The sequence below is a fragment of the Cupriavidus sp. a3 genome (assembly GCF_051015765.1).
Lineage (GTDB): Bacteria > Pseudomonadota > Gammaproteobacteria > Burkholderiales > Burkholderiaceae > Cupriavidus > Cupriavidus oxalaticus_A.
Genome location: NZ_CP170644.1, coordinates 98,151 through 114,008, shown reverse-complemented (window position 1 = coordinate 114,008; position 15,858 = coordinate 98,151). Strand labels below are relative to the sequence as shown.

General features: G+C 68.9%; 15 protein-coding genes. 4 read left to right on the top strand and 11 right to left on the bottom strand.

What is annotated here, in order from left to right:
- Positions 1 to 39: 39 nt before the first annotated feature.
- From cysK to ACAD63_RS22440, 3 genes are all read right to left on the bottom strand, one after another.
- Positions 40 to 957: a cysteine synthase A gene (cysK, locus tag ACAD63_RS22450; RefSeq protein ID WP_434034366.1), complete on the bottom strand. Its 918-nt coding sequence runs from the start codon at positions 955 to 957 to the stop codon at positions 40 to 42.
- A 187-nt stretch (positions 958 to 1,144) separates the two neighbouring features.
- Positions 1,145 to 1,762 carry a DUF938 domain-containing protein gene (locus ACAD63_RS22445; RefSeq protein WP_133095657.1) on the bottom strand — a complete coding sequence of 206 codons (618 nt, stop codon included), beginning with the start codon at positions 1,760 to 1,762 and terminating at the stop codon, positions 1,145 to 1,147.
- 113 nt (positions 1,763 to 1,875) lie between these two features.
- Complete coding sequence (locus tag ACAD63_RS22440; RefSeq protein WP_434034365.1) at positions 1,876 to 3,864, bottom strand: PhoX family protein; 1,989 nt, start codon at positions 3,862 to 3,864, stop codon at positions 1,876 to 1,878.
- A 275-nt stretch (positions 3,865 to 4,139) separates the two neighbouring features.
- On the opposite strand from ACAD63_RS22440, the gene ACAD63_RS22435 reads away from it, so the two are divergent.
- Positions 4,140 to 4,757 (top strand): IMPACT family protein, encoded by a 618-nt coding sequence (locus ACAD63_RS22435; RefSeq protein ID WP_133095655.1) that lies wholly within the window; start codon positions 4,140 to 4,142, stop codon positions 4,755 to 4,757.
- On the top strand, positions 4,750 to 5,064 hold the full coding sequence (locus tag ACAD63_RS22430; protein ID WP_135703284.1) for a 2Fe-2S iron-sulfur cluster-binding protein: 315 nt from the start codon (positions 4,750 to 4,752) through the stop codon (positions 5,062 to 5,064). Before ACAD63_RS22435 ends, ACAD63_RS22430 begins: the two co-directional genes overlap by 8 nt.
- A gap of 17 nt (positions 5,065 to 5,081) precedes the next feature.
- Here the strand turns inward: ACAD63_RS22430 and ACAD63_RS22425 are convergent, their stop codons facing one another.
- Positions 5,082 to 6,182: an extracellular catalytic domain type 1 short-chain-length polyhydroxyalkanoate depolymerase gene (locus ACAD63_RS22425; protein WP_434034364.1), complete on the bottom strand. Its 1,101-nt coding sequence runs from the start codon at positions 6,180 to 6,182 to the stop codon at positions 5,082 to 5,084.
- 152 nt (positions 6,183 to 6,334) lie between these two features.
- Between ACAD63_RS22425 and ACAD63_RS22420 the strand changes: the two genes are divergently transcribed.
- The gene (locus ACAD63_RS22420) at positions 6,335 to 6,535 is read left to right on the top strand and encodes a DUF3606 domain-containing protein (protein WP_133095652.1); all 201 of its coding nucleotides are present in this window, start codon (positions 6,335 to 6,337) and stop codon (positions 6,533 to 6,535) included.
- A gap of 297 nt (positions 6,536 to 6,832) precedes the next feature.
- On the top strand, positions 6,833 to 7,582 hold the full coding sequence (locus ACAD63_RS22415; RefSeq protein WP_133095651.1) for a carbonic anhydrase: 750 nt from the start codon (positions 6,833 to 6,835) through the stop codon (positions 7,580 to 7,582).
- Positions 7,583 to 7,680: 98 nt separating this feature from the next.
- Here ACAD63_RS22415 and ACAD63_RS22410 read toward each other — a convergent pair whose 3' ends face one another.
- From ACAD63_RS22410 to ACAD63_RS22380, 7 genes are read right to left on the bottom strand one after another with little or no spacing between them, the layout of a single operon-like run.
- Positions 7,681 to 8,436 carry a sulfite exporter TauE/SafE family protein gene (locus ACAD63_RS22410; protein ID WP_135703286.1) on the bottom strand — a complete coding sequence of 252 codons (756 nt, stop codon included), beginning with the start codon at positions 8,434 to 8,436 and terminating at the stop codon, positions 7,681 to 7,683.
- Positions 8,437 to 8,447: 11 nt separating this feature from the next.
- A complete protein-coding gene (locus ACAD63_RS22405) occupies positions 8,448 to 8,804 on the bottom strand; it encodes an antibiotic biosynthesis monooxygenase family protein (protein ID WP_135703287.1) in 357 nt (118 codons plus the stop codon).
- Between the two features lie 27 nt (positions 8,805 to 8,831).
- Positions 8,832 to 9,695: a cytochrome P450 gene (locus ACAD63_RS22400; RefSeq protein ID WP_434034363.1), complete on the bottom strand. Its 864-nt coding sequence runs from the start codon at positions 9,693 to 9,695 to the stop codon at positions 8,832 to 8,834.
- 5 nt (positions 9,696 to 9,700) lie between these two features.
- A complete protein-coding gene (locus ACAD63_RS22395; RefSeq protein ID WP_434034362.1) occupies positions 9,701 to 9,973 on the bottom strand; it encodes a hypothetical protein in 273 nt (90 codons plus the stop codon).
- Positions 9,974 to 10,031: 58 nt separating this feature from the next.
- Positions 10,032 to 13,211, bottom strand: a complete 3,180-nt coding sequence (locus tag ACAD63_RS22390) for a CusA/CzcA family heavy metal efflux RND transporter (RefSeq protein WP_434034361.1) — start codon at positions 13,209 to 13,211, stop codon at positions 10,032 to 10,034.
- 12 nt (positions 13,212 to 13,223) lie between these two features.
- Entirely contained in the window at positions 13,224 to 14,525 is a 1,302-nt protein-coding gene (locus tag ACAD63_RS22385) for an efflux RND transporter periplasmic adaptor subunit (RefSeq protein ID WP_434034360.1), read from the bottom strand.
- 17 nt (positions 14,526 to 14,542) lie between these two features.
- Positions 14,543 to 15,823, bottom strand: a complete 1,281-nt coding sequence (locus ACAD63_RS22380; protein ID WP_434034359.1) for a TolC family protein — start codon at positions 15,821 to 15,823, stop codon at positions 14,543 to 14,545.
- Positions 15,824 to 15,858: the final 35 nt, after the last annotated feature.

Genomic DNA, 15,858 nt, shown 5'->3' with positions numbered 1-15,858 from the left:
CCCCCACTGCCTGGCGCGGCCTCGCTGCCGGCCAGTGGCTCAGGCCGGCAGGAAACCCTCCACCGTCAGGTAGCGTTCGCCGGTGTCGTAGTTGAAGCCGAGCACGCGCGCATTGGCGGGCAGCTCCGGCAGCTTCTGCGCGATCGCGGCCAGCGTCGCGCCGGACGAGATGCCGACCAGGATGCCTTCTTCGCGCGCGCAGCGGCGGGCCATCTCGCGCGCGGGTTCGGCATCGACCTGGATCACGCCGTCGAGCAGCGCGGTGTCGAGGTTCTTCGGGATAAAGCCCGCGCCGATGCCCTGGATCGGATGCGGTGCCGGCGCGCCGCCGGAGATCACCGGCGAGGCCACCGGCTCGACGCCGAAGACCTTGAGCTGCGGCCACTTGTCCTTCAGCACCCGGGCGCAGCCGGTCAGGTGGCCGCCGGTGCCGACGCCGGTGATGAGCACGTCAAGCCCTTCGGGGAAGTCGTTCAGGATTTCCTGCGCGGTGGTGCGCACGTGCACGTCGATGTTGGCGGGGTTCTCGAACTGTTGCGGCATCCAGGCGCCGGGCGTGGCGGCAACCAGTTCCTCGGCACGCGCGATCGCGCCCTTCATGCCCTTCTCGCGCGGAGTCAGGTCGAAGCTGGCGCCGTAGGCCAGCATCAGCCGGCGGCGCTCGATCGACATGCTGTCCGGCATCACCAGCACCAGCTTGTAGCCCTTGACCGCGGCCACCATTGCCAGGCCTATGCCGGTATTGCCGGAGGTCGGCTCGATGATGGTGCCGCCCGGCTTCAGCACGTCACGGCGCTCGGCGTCTTCGACCATCGACAGCGCAATGCGGTCCTTGATCGAGGCGCCCGGATTGCTGCGCTCGGACTTGATCCAGACTTCGTGCCCGCTGCCGAACAGGCGGTTGATGCGGATATGCGGGGTATTGCCGATCGTCTGCAGGATGTTCTGGACCTTCATCGTGTTCTCCGTGGCGGGCGCGGCGCGGCAGGGCCCTGGGGGCAACGGCGTCGCTGGATCGAAATGAACGGAAGATTTTAGTGCAAAGCGGCCACGGGGCCCGTGGCGTAGGATGGTGCCCCGCTGCGCTTTCCGCTTTCGCGCTTCCGGTGTTCCACCCCTGCGCTTTCACGCGCCGCGCATGCGCCTATTTGCGGAACACCAGGCTGAAGTTGTTGGCCGGCATCGGCACCGGCTCGTCGCAGCGCAATCCCTGTGCGGCGCCCAGCGCAACCACGTCCTCCATGTCGCGCACGCCCCAGTCAGCGTCGGTGGCGCGCAGCTGGGCGTCGAAGGCGGCATTGCTCGGCGCGGTATGTGCGCCGCCGCGGCGATAGGGACCATACAGGTAGAGCACGCCGCCAGGCTTCAGCAGCCTCCCTGCGCCTGCGAACAGTGCTTCGGCCGCGGCCCACGGCGAGATATGGAGCATATTGATGCAGACCATCGCATCGGCCGCATCGATGCCCCAGGGCTGGCGGCACACGTCAAGGTCCAGCGGCGCGCGCACATTGGCCAACCCCGCATGCGCGGTCCATGCGGCGATCGATTCACGCGCGGCACGGTCGGGATCGCTCGGCTGCCAGGTCAGGCCTGGAAACGCCGCGGCAAAGTGCGCCGCGTGCTGGCCAGTGCCGCTGGCGATTTCCAGGACCGTGCCGCTGGCGGGCAGCACATTGCGCAGCACCGCGAGGATGGGCTCGCGATTGCGCTCGGTGGCGGGCGCCATGCGGCGTGCGTCGGGGTCGTGGGTCTGGTCGGTCATGGCGACTGGCTCGTTTGCCGGGTGAACGGCTAGCGTAGCAGAGTCTGCGCGGACCCGGGATGCACTGGCGGCGGCCAAGGCCGCCGCCTTCATGCTACAGCGCCCGCTTGCGGTCAGGCCTTCGCCAGCTTCACGCCCGTCGGGTCGCCGGTCAGGTACCCCACCGCCGCGCCGAAGCGGTCCTTGTAATTGGCACGCACCAGTGGGTCCAGCGTCGGCTTGACCACGTCATGCAGCGGCGATTCCCAGTCGCCCACGTGCTGGAAGTTGCTCATCACGTAGGTCCAGCCGTTGATCTCGTCCACCGCATGCAAGCCGGTCGACTCGGCGCCGGCCGGGCACGACAGCACGCGGCTGAGCACCTTGGTGTCGACGTTGTAGGCCCACAGGAAGTTGTTGACGTGGGTATTGCTGTCCTCGCCGACGAACAGCGTGCGCAGCTTCTCCGAGAACTTGAGGTTGTCGGGCGTGGCGACCTTGTCCGGGTTGGCGAAGTTGCCGAGCGCATCCTGCTGCTTCATCTTGCCGCCGCCGAGGTCTTCGCTGACCAGTGCCGGCACCGCGGCCATGTCGACCGGCACCCATTCGCTGTTGATGGCGTTGCCGCTCTTGTCGGTCTGTCCACCTTTCAGGTTCAGCTCAAAGACGGCGCCGGAGTACGGGCCTTCGACCTGGATGTCGCCCTGGTTGGCGGCATTGCCGGTGAGCATGCTCGACTCGATGCGCGACATCGCCGAGTAGGCCTTCTTGTCCTTGATGTTGACCGTGGTGCCTTCCATCTTGGTAAAGCCCAGGCTGCCGCCGACCAGCGCGGCGTAGCGGTGGGTTTCCAGGTAGGCCGCGGCCTTTTCCATGCCCGGCACCAGCTTGATCCAGTTGGCCTTGCCGTTGTACAGGACGCGGGTGTAGCTGCTGTCGTTCGGGTTGACGGTCTGCACGTCCATGATGTCGGCCAGCCTGATGCCGCCATCGACCAGCGCGCGGATCTCGGCACTGGTGGCGCTGCCCAGCTTGATCCACGACAGCGTGGCGCTGCCCGGGCCGACGCCCGAGGTCTGCTGCCACTTGCCCACGTACAGCGAGCCGCTGGACAGGTCGCGCGCGTTGTCGGCGATAAACATGAACAAGCCGCCGTTGGTGGCATCGTCGCCCATCAGCACGGTGCGCTCGTCGGGCATGACCTGCACCAGTTCGTGCGAGATGCGGCCCAGGCAGTAGTGCTTCCTGATGGTGCCGGTGCCGTCGGGGTTGACCGTCACTTCGGGCAGGTGGCCATAGTTGTAGGCATTGGCCCTGGCGGGGTCGCCATACAGGTTCTGGCTGTAGCCCTGCAGTTGCGTGACCGCCGCGGCGTCCTTCAGGTCGGTCTCGTACTCTTCGCTCGACAGGTGGGTGTTCCACGGCGACAGGCTCGCGCCGCAGGTGATCCACAGGCCGTTGACGCCGGAGGTATCGACGTTGTGGTACTTCACCGGGGTCAGCTTGCCGGTGGCCGGGTCCTGGTCCAGCGTCACGACAGCGATCGGCGACGGCAGCAGGCCGTACATGCTGGTGTTGTTCTGGTTGCGCGAGGTGTACTCGAACTGCACCACGGCGAACACAGTATTGCCCTTGACGCCGGGCACCGTCGGGTTGGCCAGCTTCAGCAGCGAGCTGCCGTCCGGTGCGTCGGAGAAGAACTGGCGTTCCTTGCCGGCCACGGAGGTGTCCATGATCGGCTGGTTGTTGATGTTGTAGTAGCCGCCGGCCACGATGGTGCCGCCCTTGCCGTCCGGCAGCGTGTCGCCGGTGACGAAGAACGGCTGGTAGGCAAGCTTGTAGGTGGTGCTGCTGCCGTCGCTGAACGACACCTTCAGGCTCGAGCCGACAGTGGTGGTCGCCATCGCGGCGGCATCCGACAGCGTGGGCGCGCTCATGGGAATGAACTCGGCCGTGGTGAAGGTGGCGCCAGGCGCCGGGCCAGTGGCGGGCGCGGCCACGGCATCGTCGCTGCCGCCGCAGCCGGCCAGCAGGCCGGCGGAAGCCAGGCCAAACGGAAGCATCGGCGCGCCCGCCAGCAGTTTCAGGGCCTTGCGGCGGCCAGCATCAGGTTGTTGTTGCATGGTTTTATCCGGGGAAAGGGATGGATCTGGTTTTTTTGACCGCTTGATCGCGCCGGCACCGCGCGGGCGGCCGGGCACCTGTTGGCACAGGCGGGCGGCGGGCGGCATTGCGCCCGACAGCCGGAGATCGTAGGGCGTCTTTGTGACAGGAAGTTGACGATGCAACACTTCACATGGGAGCCACGGCCGGGGTGCCTCATCCGCTGCGGTACACTTCCCGCTTCTGTCCGCGGCCGCACCGCGCAGCTTCTTCCAGCTTTTTCCGCCCTTCCCGCTTGCCGACCTACACGCTAGCCCACCCTGTCCAGGCCGAAGTCGAAATCCGCAAGAGCCGTTTCCTGGCCCTGGCCTTGCCGGTGGCCGACCGCGACGCGGCCATGGCCGCGCTGCAGGCGCTGCGCGCGGAACACCCCACCGCTACCCATGTGTGCTGGGCGCTGCTCGCCGGCGGCGCGTCGGGCATGTCCGACGACGGCGAACCTTCGGGCACCGCCGGCCGGCCGATCCTGGAAGTGCTGCGCCACCACGACCTCGACGGCGTGCTGGCCGCGGTGGTGCGTTACTACGGCGGCGTCAAGCTGGGCGCTGGCGGGTTGGTGCGCGCTTACACCGATGCCATCGCCGCCGCGCTGAAATCGGCCGAACGCATCGAGCGCATCGCCTACGCCACGCTGACGATATCGATCGACTATGCCGACGAGCCACGCGTGCGCCGCTGGATCGAACAGGCCGCCCAGCATGGCTGCACGCTGGCCGATACCGCCTATGGCGCGCTGGCAACGCTGGTGCTGCGCCTTCCCGCCACGCAAGTGGATACGGCGCGCGATGCCTTGCGCGACGCCACCCATGGGCGCGCGCAATTTCCGCAGGCACAGGACGATTCCCATGGATGAACGCGATGCGTCCATAGCGGACATCGGCGGCGAATTCACCGCGCAGGTGCTGCCAGGCGGCCAGACTTTTGCCGCCCCGGCCGCGCTAAGCTTGCTGGAAGCCGCCTTGCTGGACGGCGTGCCGCTGCCCAACTCCTGCCGCAACGGCACTTGCCGCGCCTGTGCCAGCCGGCTGCATGCCGGATCGATCCGCTACCGGATCGAATGGCCCGGGCTGAGCCTGGATGAGAAAGAGGAAGGGTTGATCCTGCCGTGCGTGGCTTGTGCGGTCACTGATGTAGTGATCGAGCCGGTGACGCTGGGGTGACGCCGGGGTGACGCTCCTCACCCCCCGACCGCCAGAAAAAACCGCAACGCCAGCTTCAGCCCATCCGGCCCCGCCGGATCCGAGAACGCGTGCCCCCCGGCTCCGCCACTCCACGCATGGCCGAGCCCTTCGACCCGCACCAGCCGCATGTAAGGCGCCTTGCCCTCGGTCCAGTCGAACACATCGACCGCACGCCGCATGCCGCGCTGGGCGCGCCGCGCCGGCACCGCGGCAAGCGGATGGGCGCCTTCGGGCTGCAGGTGCATCCACAGTGCCGCCGCCGCGGTGGCATTGCTGAAGTCGACCATGGCGTCGGCGTCGCCATGCAGCAGCAGCAGCGGCGGCGGGCGCCGGCCGGCAAGGCCGAGGCGCAGCGCGTGGACGGCCTGCGCATCGGGCCCGCGCTGGCCGCGCATCGCGCGTGTGGCCTGCGCCGCGTTGGTGGCGCTCCACGGCACCGCACCGGAATGCGAGCCCACCGCCGCGAAGCGCGCGGGATAGCGCAGGCCGAGCGTCAAAGCCATCGCCCCGCCCGCTGACAAGCCGAGCACGCTGACGCGGTTAGCCGCCACCGGATGCGTGCGGCATGCCTGCTCGACCAGCGCCATCAGCAGGCCCGCTTCCACCGCACCGTGCCCGGCGGGTTTAAACCAGTTCCAGCAGCGCTGCGCGTTCGCCTGCGAACTCTGCTCGGGCAACAGCACCACCCAGCCCGCCTCGCGCGCCACGGCGGCAGCACGCGTGACCGCTGCAAAGCTGGCGGTGTCCTGCCCGCAGCCATGCAGCAACACCAGCATCGGTGCGCGCCGCCTGCCATTGGCGCCCGCCGGCACGAAGATGCGATAGCGCCGCGGCGCGAGCGGCCCGGCGCCCCAGCTGCCCTCCTCCCAGCGGCCGCTGCCGCGGCTGCGCGGCGGCTCGGCCGGCGACACCACGCCGGACAGCGCGCGCTGCGTGGCCGCGGTGACTGCAGCGGATTGCTTCACCGCGTTGCGCACGATGGCTTCGGTCATCGGCTTGGTGATGTTGCGGTTGACCGCGCGCTGCATGCGGCGGGCATTGCGCGTGGCGGCCTTGTTCAGCGTGGACCAGAGCTTTGCACCGGAAGAGCGGGGCATGCGTCGTCCTGTCGGTGTGGGTAACCCGTGCATCATATGCCGAGTCGCGTGCATGGCATGGCGCACAGCATCGGCTTTGCATGCAACGCGATCGCGATCACTGCCTACAATGCAAGGGTCGTGTCGCGCCGAGGCACGGACAGGAGGCGAGCATGATCGATGCAACGAGCCAGTTCAGGCCTTTGGATCCGGGCCGCGTTAACCTGATGGATCCGCTTGAAGTGCAGTACTGGTGCCGCGAGCTTCACTGCAGCGAGCAGGATCTCGAAGCGGCCGTCGATGCCGCCGGCGACCATATCGCCGCGGTTCGGGACCAGCTGGAGTCAAGCCAGCCGGGCACCCCGCCCCACTGAAGGCGCAGGCACGGCCGGATCACGCCGGCCGTGCCTGTCATGAACCCGCTTGCCGGTCCAGGGCCGCGCCGTCGATCAAACGGCTCGAATACCCCGGACCGTCCCATTGCTGGCCAGTGCGCCAGCGTCAGCCGCATACCCGGAATAAGCGCAGTGCAGACCGGAATTCAGTAATGCTGAGTTCGCGCGGGGCGATTTTTGCTGCATGATTTCGGGCCCGGATCAGGCGTGGCAGCAGATCGCGCCAACCCGGGAGTTCGGAGTACGAAGGGGTCACCTACACGAGGACGCATCGACATGACCATCAAGCTGCCGGCCATCACCATTTGCGCAGCCCTGCTCGCCCCTGCCGCCTGGGCAGGCAACGACACCCACTGGACCTACGCCGGGCCGACCGGCGCCAGCCATTGGGGCGAGCTCGACGCCGGCTACAAGACCTGCACGCTGGGCAAGCACCAGTCGCCCATCGATATCCGTACCAACAAGACCGTGAGCGCAGACCTGAAGCCGATCGGCTTTGGCTACACCGCAACGCCGGCAACCGTGGTCAACAACGGCCATACCATCCAGGTCAACCTGCCTGCGGGCGGGCAGGCCGAGTTCGACGGCGCGGCGTACAAGCTGGTGCAATTCCACTTCCATACGCCGAGCGAAGAGAAGATCAACGGCAAGGCCTATCCGCTGGTGGCGCACCTGGTGCACCAGAACGCCGAAGGCAAGCTGGCGGTGGTGGCGGTGCTGTTCAAGACCGGGCGCGAAAACGCGGCGTTGCAGCCGGTCTTTGCCAGCCTGCCGGCCAAGGCCGGCGAGTCGCGCGAGCTGGGTGCGCCGATTGACGTGGCGGCGCTGCTGCCTGCGCAGCAATCCTACTGGGCGTTCACCGGCTCGCTGACCACGCCGCCTTGCAGCGAGGATGTGCGATGGCAGGTGTTGAAGACGCCGGTGGAGATTTCGGCGGCGCAACTGGCGACGTTCCGCAAGCTCTACCCGATGAATGCGCGGCCGGTGCAGCCGTTGAATGGGCGAGTGGTGCAGGCGGGGCGGTGAGGATCGTTCGCGTACCCATGACCTTTGCTTAACCGACTGGGTGCTCCCTCTCCCGCAAGCGGGAGAGGGGAGAAAACCGATCGTATGCGAAAGCGTGATCACGAAAGCCCGCGCATCGCCAGCTCGCCGCCCAGCACCAGCAGCCCGCAGAAGAACAGCTTGCGGAAGCGCTCCGCACTGATGCGATGGCGCAGCCATTGCCCGATGAACATGCCGCCAAGCGCAGGCACCAGTGCCAGCAACGAAGCCCCCAGCACCGGGGTGTGCAGCAACGATCCGTCCAGCTCCAGGCTGACCGCCAGCGCAATGGTCGAGATCGTGAAGGACAACCCCAGCGCCTGCACCAGGCCCTCCTTTTCGAGCCCCAGCCCTTGCAGGTAAGGCACAGCGGGAATCACGAACACGCCGGTCACCGCAGTGATCGCGCCGGTCACCACCCCGACCACCGGCCCGAGCCAGGCCTCTGCCGCCGGCGGCACGTGCAGCTTGACCGCTGCCAGTCCGACCACCGCATACAGCACCAGCGCCACGCCAAGCGCCGAGGTGGCGTGGGTCATCATCCCGGCCGCCACCAGCGCAGCGCACAGCCACGTGCCGGCGCAGATCGCCGCCAGCATCGGCCATAGCCGAAGTACCAGCTGGCCGAAGCGCGGACCGCTGAACAGCTGCACCACGTTGGTCACCATCGACGGCGCCACCAGCAGCGCCGCGGCCTGCGCCGGCGGCATCACCAGCCCGAGCAATCCCACCGCGACGGTGGGCAGGCCCAGGCCCACCACGCCTTTGACCAAGCCTGCCAGCAGGAAGGTCAGGCCGATAAAGGCAGCCTGCGTGCCGATTGCTTCCATCGTCATCGCATGCTCCTTCAGCCGGGCTTGCGGTCGTGCACTGCGCGGCTGTCGGCGGGGGCTTCGTCGCGTGCGTGCATGCCGTAGTCGCGCAGCACCTGTGCCACGCGCAGGCGGTAGTCGGCAAACACGCCGCCGCGGCCCACGGCCTGTGCCTCGCGGTGTGCCACGGTATTGCGCCAGGCGATCACGGCCGCCTCGTCGCGGAAGAACGATAGCGACAGAACCTTGCCCGGGTTGGCCAGGCTCTGGAAGCGTTCGACCGAGATAAAGCCGTCGATGCTCTCCAACTCGCTGCGCAGCCTTGCGGCGATATCGAGGTAGGCGTCGCGGCGGCCCGGTGCGGGCTCGACTTCAAAGATGACGGCGATCATGAGGGCTCCGTGTTTTGAATGGTGAGGTCAGCAGAAATGCGGGATGCGGGCGTTCAGGGAAGGACGATAGCGGAACGCGCGCGCCAGTACGGCCGGGGCGGCGCCGCGTGCAAGTAGTGCCGTCACCGTCGCGCCGGCGAGCGCCTGCGCCAGCCTGTCGCCTGGGCACGCGTGGCGTCCGTGGCCGAAGGTCCACGGACGCTCGCCATCCGCCATACCGCCGCAGGAGGCTGCGGCGAGCAGCACCAGCACCACATCGCCGGCCTTGACGTCATGGCCGCACAGGGTTGCATCGGCGGCGAGGAAGCGGCGCGTGTTCTGCACCGGGGGATCCGACACCGCCACCTCTGTGACCAGTTGGTCCGGTGATATTCCGGGCAACGCCTTGCCACGGCCGAGATGCAGCAGCGAATTGCCTGCCAGCGCGGCGGTGGCTTCGCAGGCCTGCACCAGCAGGCCGATGGTGTTGGCGGCCACCGCTTGCGCATCGATGCCCGCCGCACAGGCAGCCTGCTGCAGCGACGGCAACGGGCCTGCTGCCGGTACGGCATTGGCGAGCCAGTTGCCGAGCCATTGTGCGGCGACCGCTCCGGCTTGCACGGCGTTCGCATCGGCAAGCGGTGACTGTGCGGCGGCAAATGCTGCGACGTGGGCGGCCACGGCCGCTGCCGTGGCTCGATCCACCGCGACGGGCAGGCCGAGCAGGTCAGCCAGCGTCACGACCGGCAGCGTCGACAGGACGCCATTGATGCGTTCCGCGGACCATGCCGTGCCGGCGTCCATCAGCTCAGCCAGCGCTGCCGCACGGCGTGCAGCTGCCGCCGGATCGATGGCGGCAAGCAGTGGCATCAGCAGGTCCTTCAACGGCGCATGCGCGGCGCCGTCGTTCATGCGGATCAGCCGGCCGAACAGATCCCCGCGGCGGTACCAGCCAGTGCGGGCGGCACCGGCTGCGCTGGCGGACGCACGCGGCAGTCGGGGTGGGACAGCACCGTCGCCACTTCGCGTGCGCCCGCCGCAACCCACAGGCCGAGCCGCTGGTCGCGGAAGAACGGCCGGTGCGTCGCCAGTTCGCGGTAGTAGGGATAGGGATCGGGGTGCGTGACGGCGCTTAGCGGGTCGAGCGCATGGTTGGCATCGTTGGCATGGGATTCGGCGGCAGGCAGCATGGCGGCACACGGGGGCTGAAATATGCTGCCAGTTTGCCGCCTGGGCACGGCAAACGCTTCACGGCGACGTGAAAGATGGATTGCCGGCCTGGCGGTCCGCAGTCACCGGCTCATCTTTCCTGTGCGCCAGCCGGTACAGCACCGGCAACACCAGCAGCGTCAGCGCCGTCGACGACAGGATGCCGCCGATCACCACCGTGGCCAGCGGACGCTGCACTTCGGCGCCCGTGCCGGTGGCCAGCGCCATCGGCACGAAACCCAGCGACGCCACCAGCGCGGTCATCAGCACGGGCCGCAGCCGCGTCAGCGCGCCGTCGCGGATCGCCTGGTCGAGCCCCACGCCCTCCTCGCGCAGCGAACGGATAAACGACAGCATCACCAGCCCGTTCAGCACCGCCACGCCGCACAGCGCGATAAAGCCCACCGCGGCCGAGATCGACAGCGGGATGCCGCGCAGCCACAGCGCGAGGATGCCGCCGGTCAGCGCGAACGGGATGCCGGTGAAGACCAGCAGCCCGTCCTTGACGTTGCCGAACATGGCGAACAGCAGCACGAACACCAGCCCCAGTGCCAGCGGCACCACTACGCGCAGGCGCGCCGTGGCGGACTGCAGCTGCTCGAAGGTGCCGCTCCAGCTGGTCCAGTAGCCGGCGGGGATGCGCACGCGATCGCGGATGGCGGCCTCCGCCTCGGGCACGAAGCTGCCGATATCGCGCCCGCGCACGTTGGCGCTGACCACGATGCGGCGCTTGCCGTTCTCGCGCGAGACCTGGTTGGGGCCCGGCGCGATCTCCACGGTGGCAACTTCGCTGAGCGGGATATAGCTGGTGCGCGCGCCCGCCACGGTGTCTTTCGGCAGCGCCACCGGCAGGCGCCGCAGCGCGTCCACGTCTTCGCGCACGGCATCGGGCAGGCGCACCACGATGTCGAAGCGGCGGTCGCCGCTGAAGAACGTCCCTGACACCTTGCCGCCGATGCCGATCGCCACCGCTTCCTGGATATCGCTCAGGTTGAGCCCGTAGCGCGCGGCCTTGTCGCGGTCGATATTGACGCTCAGCATCGGCAGCCCGGTGGTCTGCTCGACTTTGACCTCGGCCGCGCCCGCAATGCCCTGCAGCACCGCGGCGATGCGGTTGGCGGTATCTTCCAGCACGGCGTTGTCGTCACCGAACACCTTGACCGCGACGTCGGAGCGCACGCCCGAGATCAGCTCGTTGAAGCGCAGCTGGATCGGCTGCGAGAACTCGTAGTTGTTGCCGGGCAGCTTGCCGACCTCCGCGCGGATCGCGGCGATCAGTTCGTCGCGCGTGCGGCGCGGCGCGGGCCATTCGGACTGCGGCCTGAGCATGATGTAGCCGTCCGAGATATTCGGCGGCATCGGGTCGGAGGCAATCTCGGCGGTGCCGGTGCGCGCGAACACGCGTTCGATCTCGGGGAATTTCGCTTTCAGCGTGGTCTCGACCTGCTGCTGCATCGCCACCGATTGCGTCAGGCTGGTGCCGGGAATGCGCAGCGCCTGGATGGCGAGGTCGCCCTCGTTGAGGCTGGGCACGAACTCGCTGCCCAGGCGCGTGGCGATCGCCAGCGACAGCGCCACCGCCACGCCGGCCAGCGCCAGCACCACCGGCGTCGCCGACAGCGAGCGGTCCAGCAGCACGGCATAGCGGCGCCGCGCCCACGCCATCAGCCGGTTCTCGCGCTCGGCCACGCGATTGCCGATCGCCAGCGCCACCGCGGCGGGAACGAAGGTTACCGACAGCACCATCGCGCCCAGCAGCGCCAGCACCACCGTGATCGCCATCGGGTGGAACATCTTGCCCTCGACACCGGTCAGCGCAAAGATCGGCAGGTACACCACCATGATGATGAGCTGGCCGTACAGCAGCGGCCGGCGTGCCTCGCGCGCGGCGCCGAAGACCTCGTGCAGGTGCTCGGTGCGCGTCAGCGCGCGGCCATGCCGTTGCTGCGCATGCGCCAGGCGCCGCACGCAGTTCTCGACGATCACCACCGCGCCATCGACGATGATGCCGAAGTCCAGCGCCCCCAGGCTCATCAGGTTGGCGCTGGTGCGCGTGTGGACCATGCCGGTAAAGGTGAACAGCATCGACAGCGGGATCACCAGCGCGGTGATCAGCGCCGCGCGCAGGTTGCCGAGGAACAGGAACAGGATGGCGATCACCAGCACGGCGCCTTCCAGCAGGTTCTTCTTCACCGTGGCGATGGCCTTGTCGACCAGCTTGGTGCGGTCGTACACGGTGATCGCCTTCACGCCGGCCGGCAGCGTGCGGTTGATCTCCGCCATCTTGCGGTCTACGGCCTGCGACACCGTGCGGCTGTTCTCGCCGATCAGCATGAAGACCGTGCCCAGCACCACCTCGCGGCCATCCTCGGTGGCGGCGCCGGTACGCAGCTCGCCGCCGGTCTGCACGCTGGCCAAATCGCGCACGCGGATCGGCTGGCCCTGCGCGGTGCCGACGATGACGTCGCGGATATCGTCGAGCGAGCGCACCTGGCCCGGCACGCGCACCAGGTATTGCTCGCCGCGCCGCTCGATGTAGCCGGCGCCGACGTTGTCGTTGTTCTTCTCCAGCGCCGTGACCACGTCGGCGAGCGACAGCCCGTACGACGCCATCCGCTCCAGGCTTGGCGCCACCACGTAGGCGCGCGCATGGCCGCCGATGGCATTGACCTCGGCCACGCCAGGCACGTTGCGCAGCTGCGCACGGATCACCCAGTCCTGGATCTCGCGCAGGTCGGGCAGCGTGTAGGGCGTGCCGTCGGGCTTGCGCGCGCCGGGCTCGGCTTCGACGGTCCACAGGTAGATCTCGCCGAGGCCGGTCGAGATCGGGCCCATCGCCGGCGTGATGCCGGGTGGAAGCTTGTCGCGCGCTTCCTGGATGCGCTGGTTGACCAGCTGCCGCGCGAAATGGATATCGGTGCCTTCGCGGAAGATCACCGTGACCTGTGACAGCCCGTAGCGCGACAGCGAGCGGGTCTGCTCCAGCCCCGGCAGGCCCGCCATCACGGTCTCGACCGGGTAGGTGATGCGCTGCTCGGTCTCCAGTGGCGAATAGCCGGGCGCGGCGGTGTTGATCTGCACCTGGACGTTGGTGATGTCAGGCACGGCGTCGATCGGCAGCCGGGTGTAGTTGTACAGGCCCAGCGCGGCCATGCCGAGCACGGCCAGCAGCACCAGCCAGCGCTGCTCGATGGCAAAGCGGATCAGGCGTTCGAACATGGCGCCTCCCGCTCAGTGCTCATGCCCGGCGCTGGCCTTGCCCAGCTCGGACTTGAGGATGAAGCTGTTGGCCGCGGCGTAGCGCGCGCCGGCCTGCAGGCCTTCGGTGATCTCGACCAGCTTGCCGCCGCTGCGGCCGGTCTTGACCGCCTGCATGGCGAACCCGCCCGGCACCGCGACGAACACGGCACTGCGGCCATCGACCTGCTGCACGGCATCGGCTTCCACCGTAACCGGCACCTGCATCGCGGCGCCGAGCACGCTGACGGTGACGAACAGCCCGGGCCGCCACGCCATGCCCGGATTTGACAGCGTCACGCGGGCCTTGGCGGTACGGGTCTGTTCGCCGAGCAGCGCGCCGACGTAGGAGACCTTGCCCTCGGCCTGCGTCTCCGAGGCGGTGGAACGGATCCTGACGGTCTCGCCCACGCGCACCTGGTCGAGGTCGCGCGCCGAGACCACGAACTCGGCCCAGACCGAACTCAGGTCCGAGATGGTGAAGACGCTGGCGTCTTCCTTGACGGCTTCGCCCAGCGACAGGTGCTTCTCGACGATGATGCCGTCGAACGGGGCGCGCAGCGCGAACTGGTTCAGGCTGCCGCCCTTGCCGTCCACTCGATCCTTGCCGGCGCTTTCCGATGCGCCGATCGCGACCAGCTTCTGCCTGGCATTCTGCACCGCGATCTGCGCTTCTTCCAGCGCGGCGCGGGCCTGCTGGTAGTCCTGCCCGGCAGAGATCTTCTCCTGCCACAGCGTCTTTTCGCGCGCGTAGGTGGCGCGCGCCAGCGCCTCGCGCCGCTGCGCCGCGAGCAGTTCGCTGCGCTGCTCGGCGAGTGCCGTGCTGGCGATTACTGCCAGAACCTGGCCCTTGGCGACCTGCTCGCCCAGGTTGGCCGGCACCGCCTGCGCCACGCCCGCGACGCGCGGCACCACGTGCGCGGTGCGGTCGTCGTTGAAGCGGATTTCGCCGGGGAAATCGATGCTGCCGCGCAACGGCGCGGGGCCTGCCGTGGCGATACCGATGCCGGCCTGCTGCACCTGCTCCGGCGTCAGCTTGATGACATGGGGCCGGTCCGCGGCCTGCGCCGGCGCAGCGGCGGCAGCGGGGGCGTCGGCCTGCGTACTCGCCGGCTTGTCGTGCGCGTGGCCGTCGTCATGGTCGGCATGCTCGCCCTTTTCAGCGTGCTCGCCATGCTCATGCCCGGCCTCGCCCGACCCGCCGCCCTTGCCCGTGAACAGGATCGCCGCGCCGCCCAGCAGCCCCGCGACCAGAATGGCCACCACCGCGGCCCGTTGTTGCTTGCTTATTGCCATGCCTGGAGCCTTCCGTATCAGTGTCCGAGGATGCGATCGATGCTGGCGGCCGCGTCATAGGTGCGGGCCAGCACGTCCAGGTAGCGGATGCGCGCCTGGAACAGGGTGCGCTGGGCGTCCAGCACGTCGAGGAAATTGAATTTTCCGGCCTCGAACCCGCGCGAAGCGGCGGCATACGCCTGCTCCGCCGCCGGCAGCACCGAACCCTGCAGCGTCTGGGCCGCGGCGCGCGACACCGACAGCTGCGTCGACGCCTGCTGCAATTCATTGGCCAGCCGGATGCGGTTGGCGGCATGCACGTCCTGCGCGCGGTCGGCCCGGCGCAGCGCCGCGTACAGGTTGCCCTGGTTGCGGTCGAACAGCGGCAGCGGGATCGCCACGCCCAGCACGGCCATGTTGCGGTTGGCCTCGTTGTCGCGCTTGGCGCCGAGGCTGACGGTGACGTCGGGGTACTGGCGGCTGCGCGCCACCGCGGCTTCGGCGCGGCTGCGTTCGGCTAAGAGCCGGCTCGCGGCCAGCAACGGCGAATCTTCCAGCGCCGTTTCCAGCGCGGCGGGCGCGGGGCGCGACGGCAACGCGTCGAGGTCGCCCTGTGCCTGCGCGAAGCGCGGCGCGGCATTGCCCCACAGCGCGGCCAGCAACTGCCGTGCGGACTTCAGCGCGCCGGTGGCCTCGGCCAGTTCCAGCTCGGCGTTGGCCTGCTCGACCTGTGCGCGCGTCGCTTCCAGCGGCGCCACCTTGCCGGCGGCGACTCGGCGCGAGGCAGCCTGCGCCGCGCGGCTGGCGATGCCGACCGAGCCCTCGGCCAGCTTGACGCGCTCCTGCGCCACCAGCACGCCGAAGAAGCGCGCGATCACCGCGGCGCGGAGTTCGGCGCGCACGCCGCCCAGCTCCGCCTGCGCCAGCTCGCGGCCGCGCTCGGCCACGCCGATGCGGGCGGCGCGCTTGCCACCGAGTTCGATCGGCACGTTGAACTGGCCGGTGGTCGAGCGCGTGGCGCGGCGCGTGTCTTCCATCGACACTGCCAGCTCGGGATTGGGGATCACGCGCGCCTGCGTCAGGTCGCCCTCGGTGGCATCCAGCTCCTTGCCGGCGGCGGACAGCGCGAAGCTGCCGGCTTCGGCCAGCGCCAGCGCGGCGTCCAGCGTCAGCGTGCCGGATGGCTCGCGTACGCCCGCGCCGTCCGCACTGGCGGCGTACGGCGAGGGTTGGATGGCGGATGGTGGCGTCTGGGCGACGCCGGCAAGCGGGCTGGTCAGTACGGCCGCCAGCCCCAGCGGCAGCAAAAGTCTTCGCATCGAATTGCACCAGGAAAGAAACCGGGAATTCGGCG

What these genes read in the sequence shown, in the direction of transcription:
- cysK (WP_434034366.1), bottom strand. Translation starts at nt 957, where the DNA reads ATGAAGGTCCAGAACATCCTGCAGACGATCGGCAATACCCCGCATATC.
- ACAD63_RS22395 (WP_434034362.1), bottom strand. Translation starts at nt 9,973, where the DNA reads ATGCTGCCTGCCGCCGAATCCCATGCCAACGATGCCAACCATGCGCTC.
- ACAD63_RS22385 (WP_434034360.1), bottom strand. Translation starts at nt 14,525, where the DNA reads ATGGCAATAAGCAAGCAACAACGGGCCGCGGTGGTGGCCATTCTGGTC.
- ACAD63_RS22430 (WP_135703284.1), top strand. Translation starts at nt 4,750, where the DNA reads ATGGATGAACGCGATGCGTCCATAGCGGACATCGGCGGCGAATTCACC.
- ACAD63_RS22380 (WP_434034359.1), bottom strand. Translation starts at nt 15,823, where the DNA reads ATGCGAAGACTTTTGCTGCCGCTGGGGCTGGCGGCCGTACTGACCAGC.
- ACAD63_RS22415 (WP_133095651.1), top strand. Translation starts at nt 6,833, where the DNA reads ATGACCATCAAGCTGCCGGCCATCACCATTTGCGCAGCCCTGCTCGCC.
- ACAD63_RS22410 (WP_135703286.1), bottom strand. Translation starts at nt 8,436, where the DNA reads ATGACGATGGAAGCAATCGGCACGCAGGCTGCCTTTATCGGCCTGACC.
- ACAD63_RS22420 (WP_133095652.1), top strand. Translation starts at nt 6,335, where the DNA reads ATGATCGATGCAACGAGCCAGTTCAGGCCTTTGGATCCGGGCCGCGTT.
- ACAD63_RS22425 (WP_434034364.1), bottom strand. Translation starts at nt 6,182, where the DNA reads ATGCCCCGCTCTTCCGGTGCAAAGCTCTGGTCCACGCTGAACAAGGCC.
- ACAD63_RS22445 (WP_133095657.1), bottom strand. Translation starts at nt 1,762, where the DNA reads ATGACCGACCAGACCCACGACCCCGACGCACGCCGCATGGCGCCCGCC.
- ACAD63_RS22405 (WP_135703287.1), bottom strand. Translation starts at nt 8,804, where the DNA reads ATGATCGCCGTCATCTTTGAAGTCGAGCCCGCACCGGGCCGCCGCGAC.
- ACAD63_RS22440 (WP_434034365.1), bottom strand. Translation starts at nt 3,864, where the DNA reads ATGCAACAACAACCTGATGCTGGCCGCCGCAAGGCCCTGAAACTGCTG.
- ACAD63_RS22400 (WP_434034363.1), bottom strand. Translation starts at nt 9,695, where the DNA reads ATGAACGACGGCGCCGCGCATGCGCCGTTGAAGGACCTGCTGATGCCA.
- ACAD63_RS22390 (WP_434034361.1), bottom strand. Translation starts at nt 13,211, where the DNA reads ATGTTCGAACGCCTGATCCGCTTTGCCATCGAGCAGCGCTGGCTGGTG.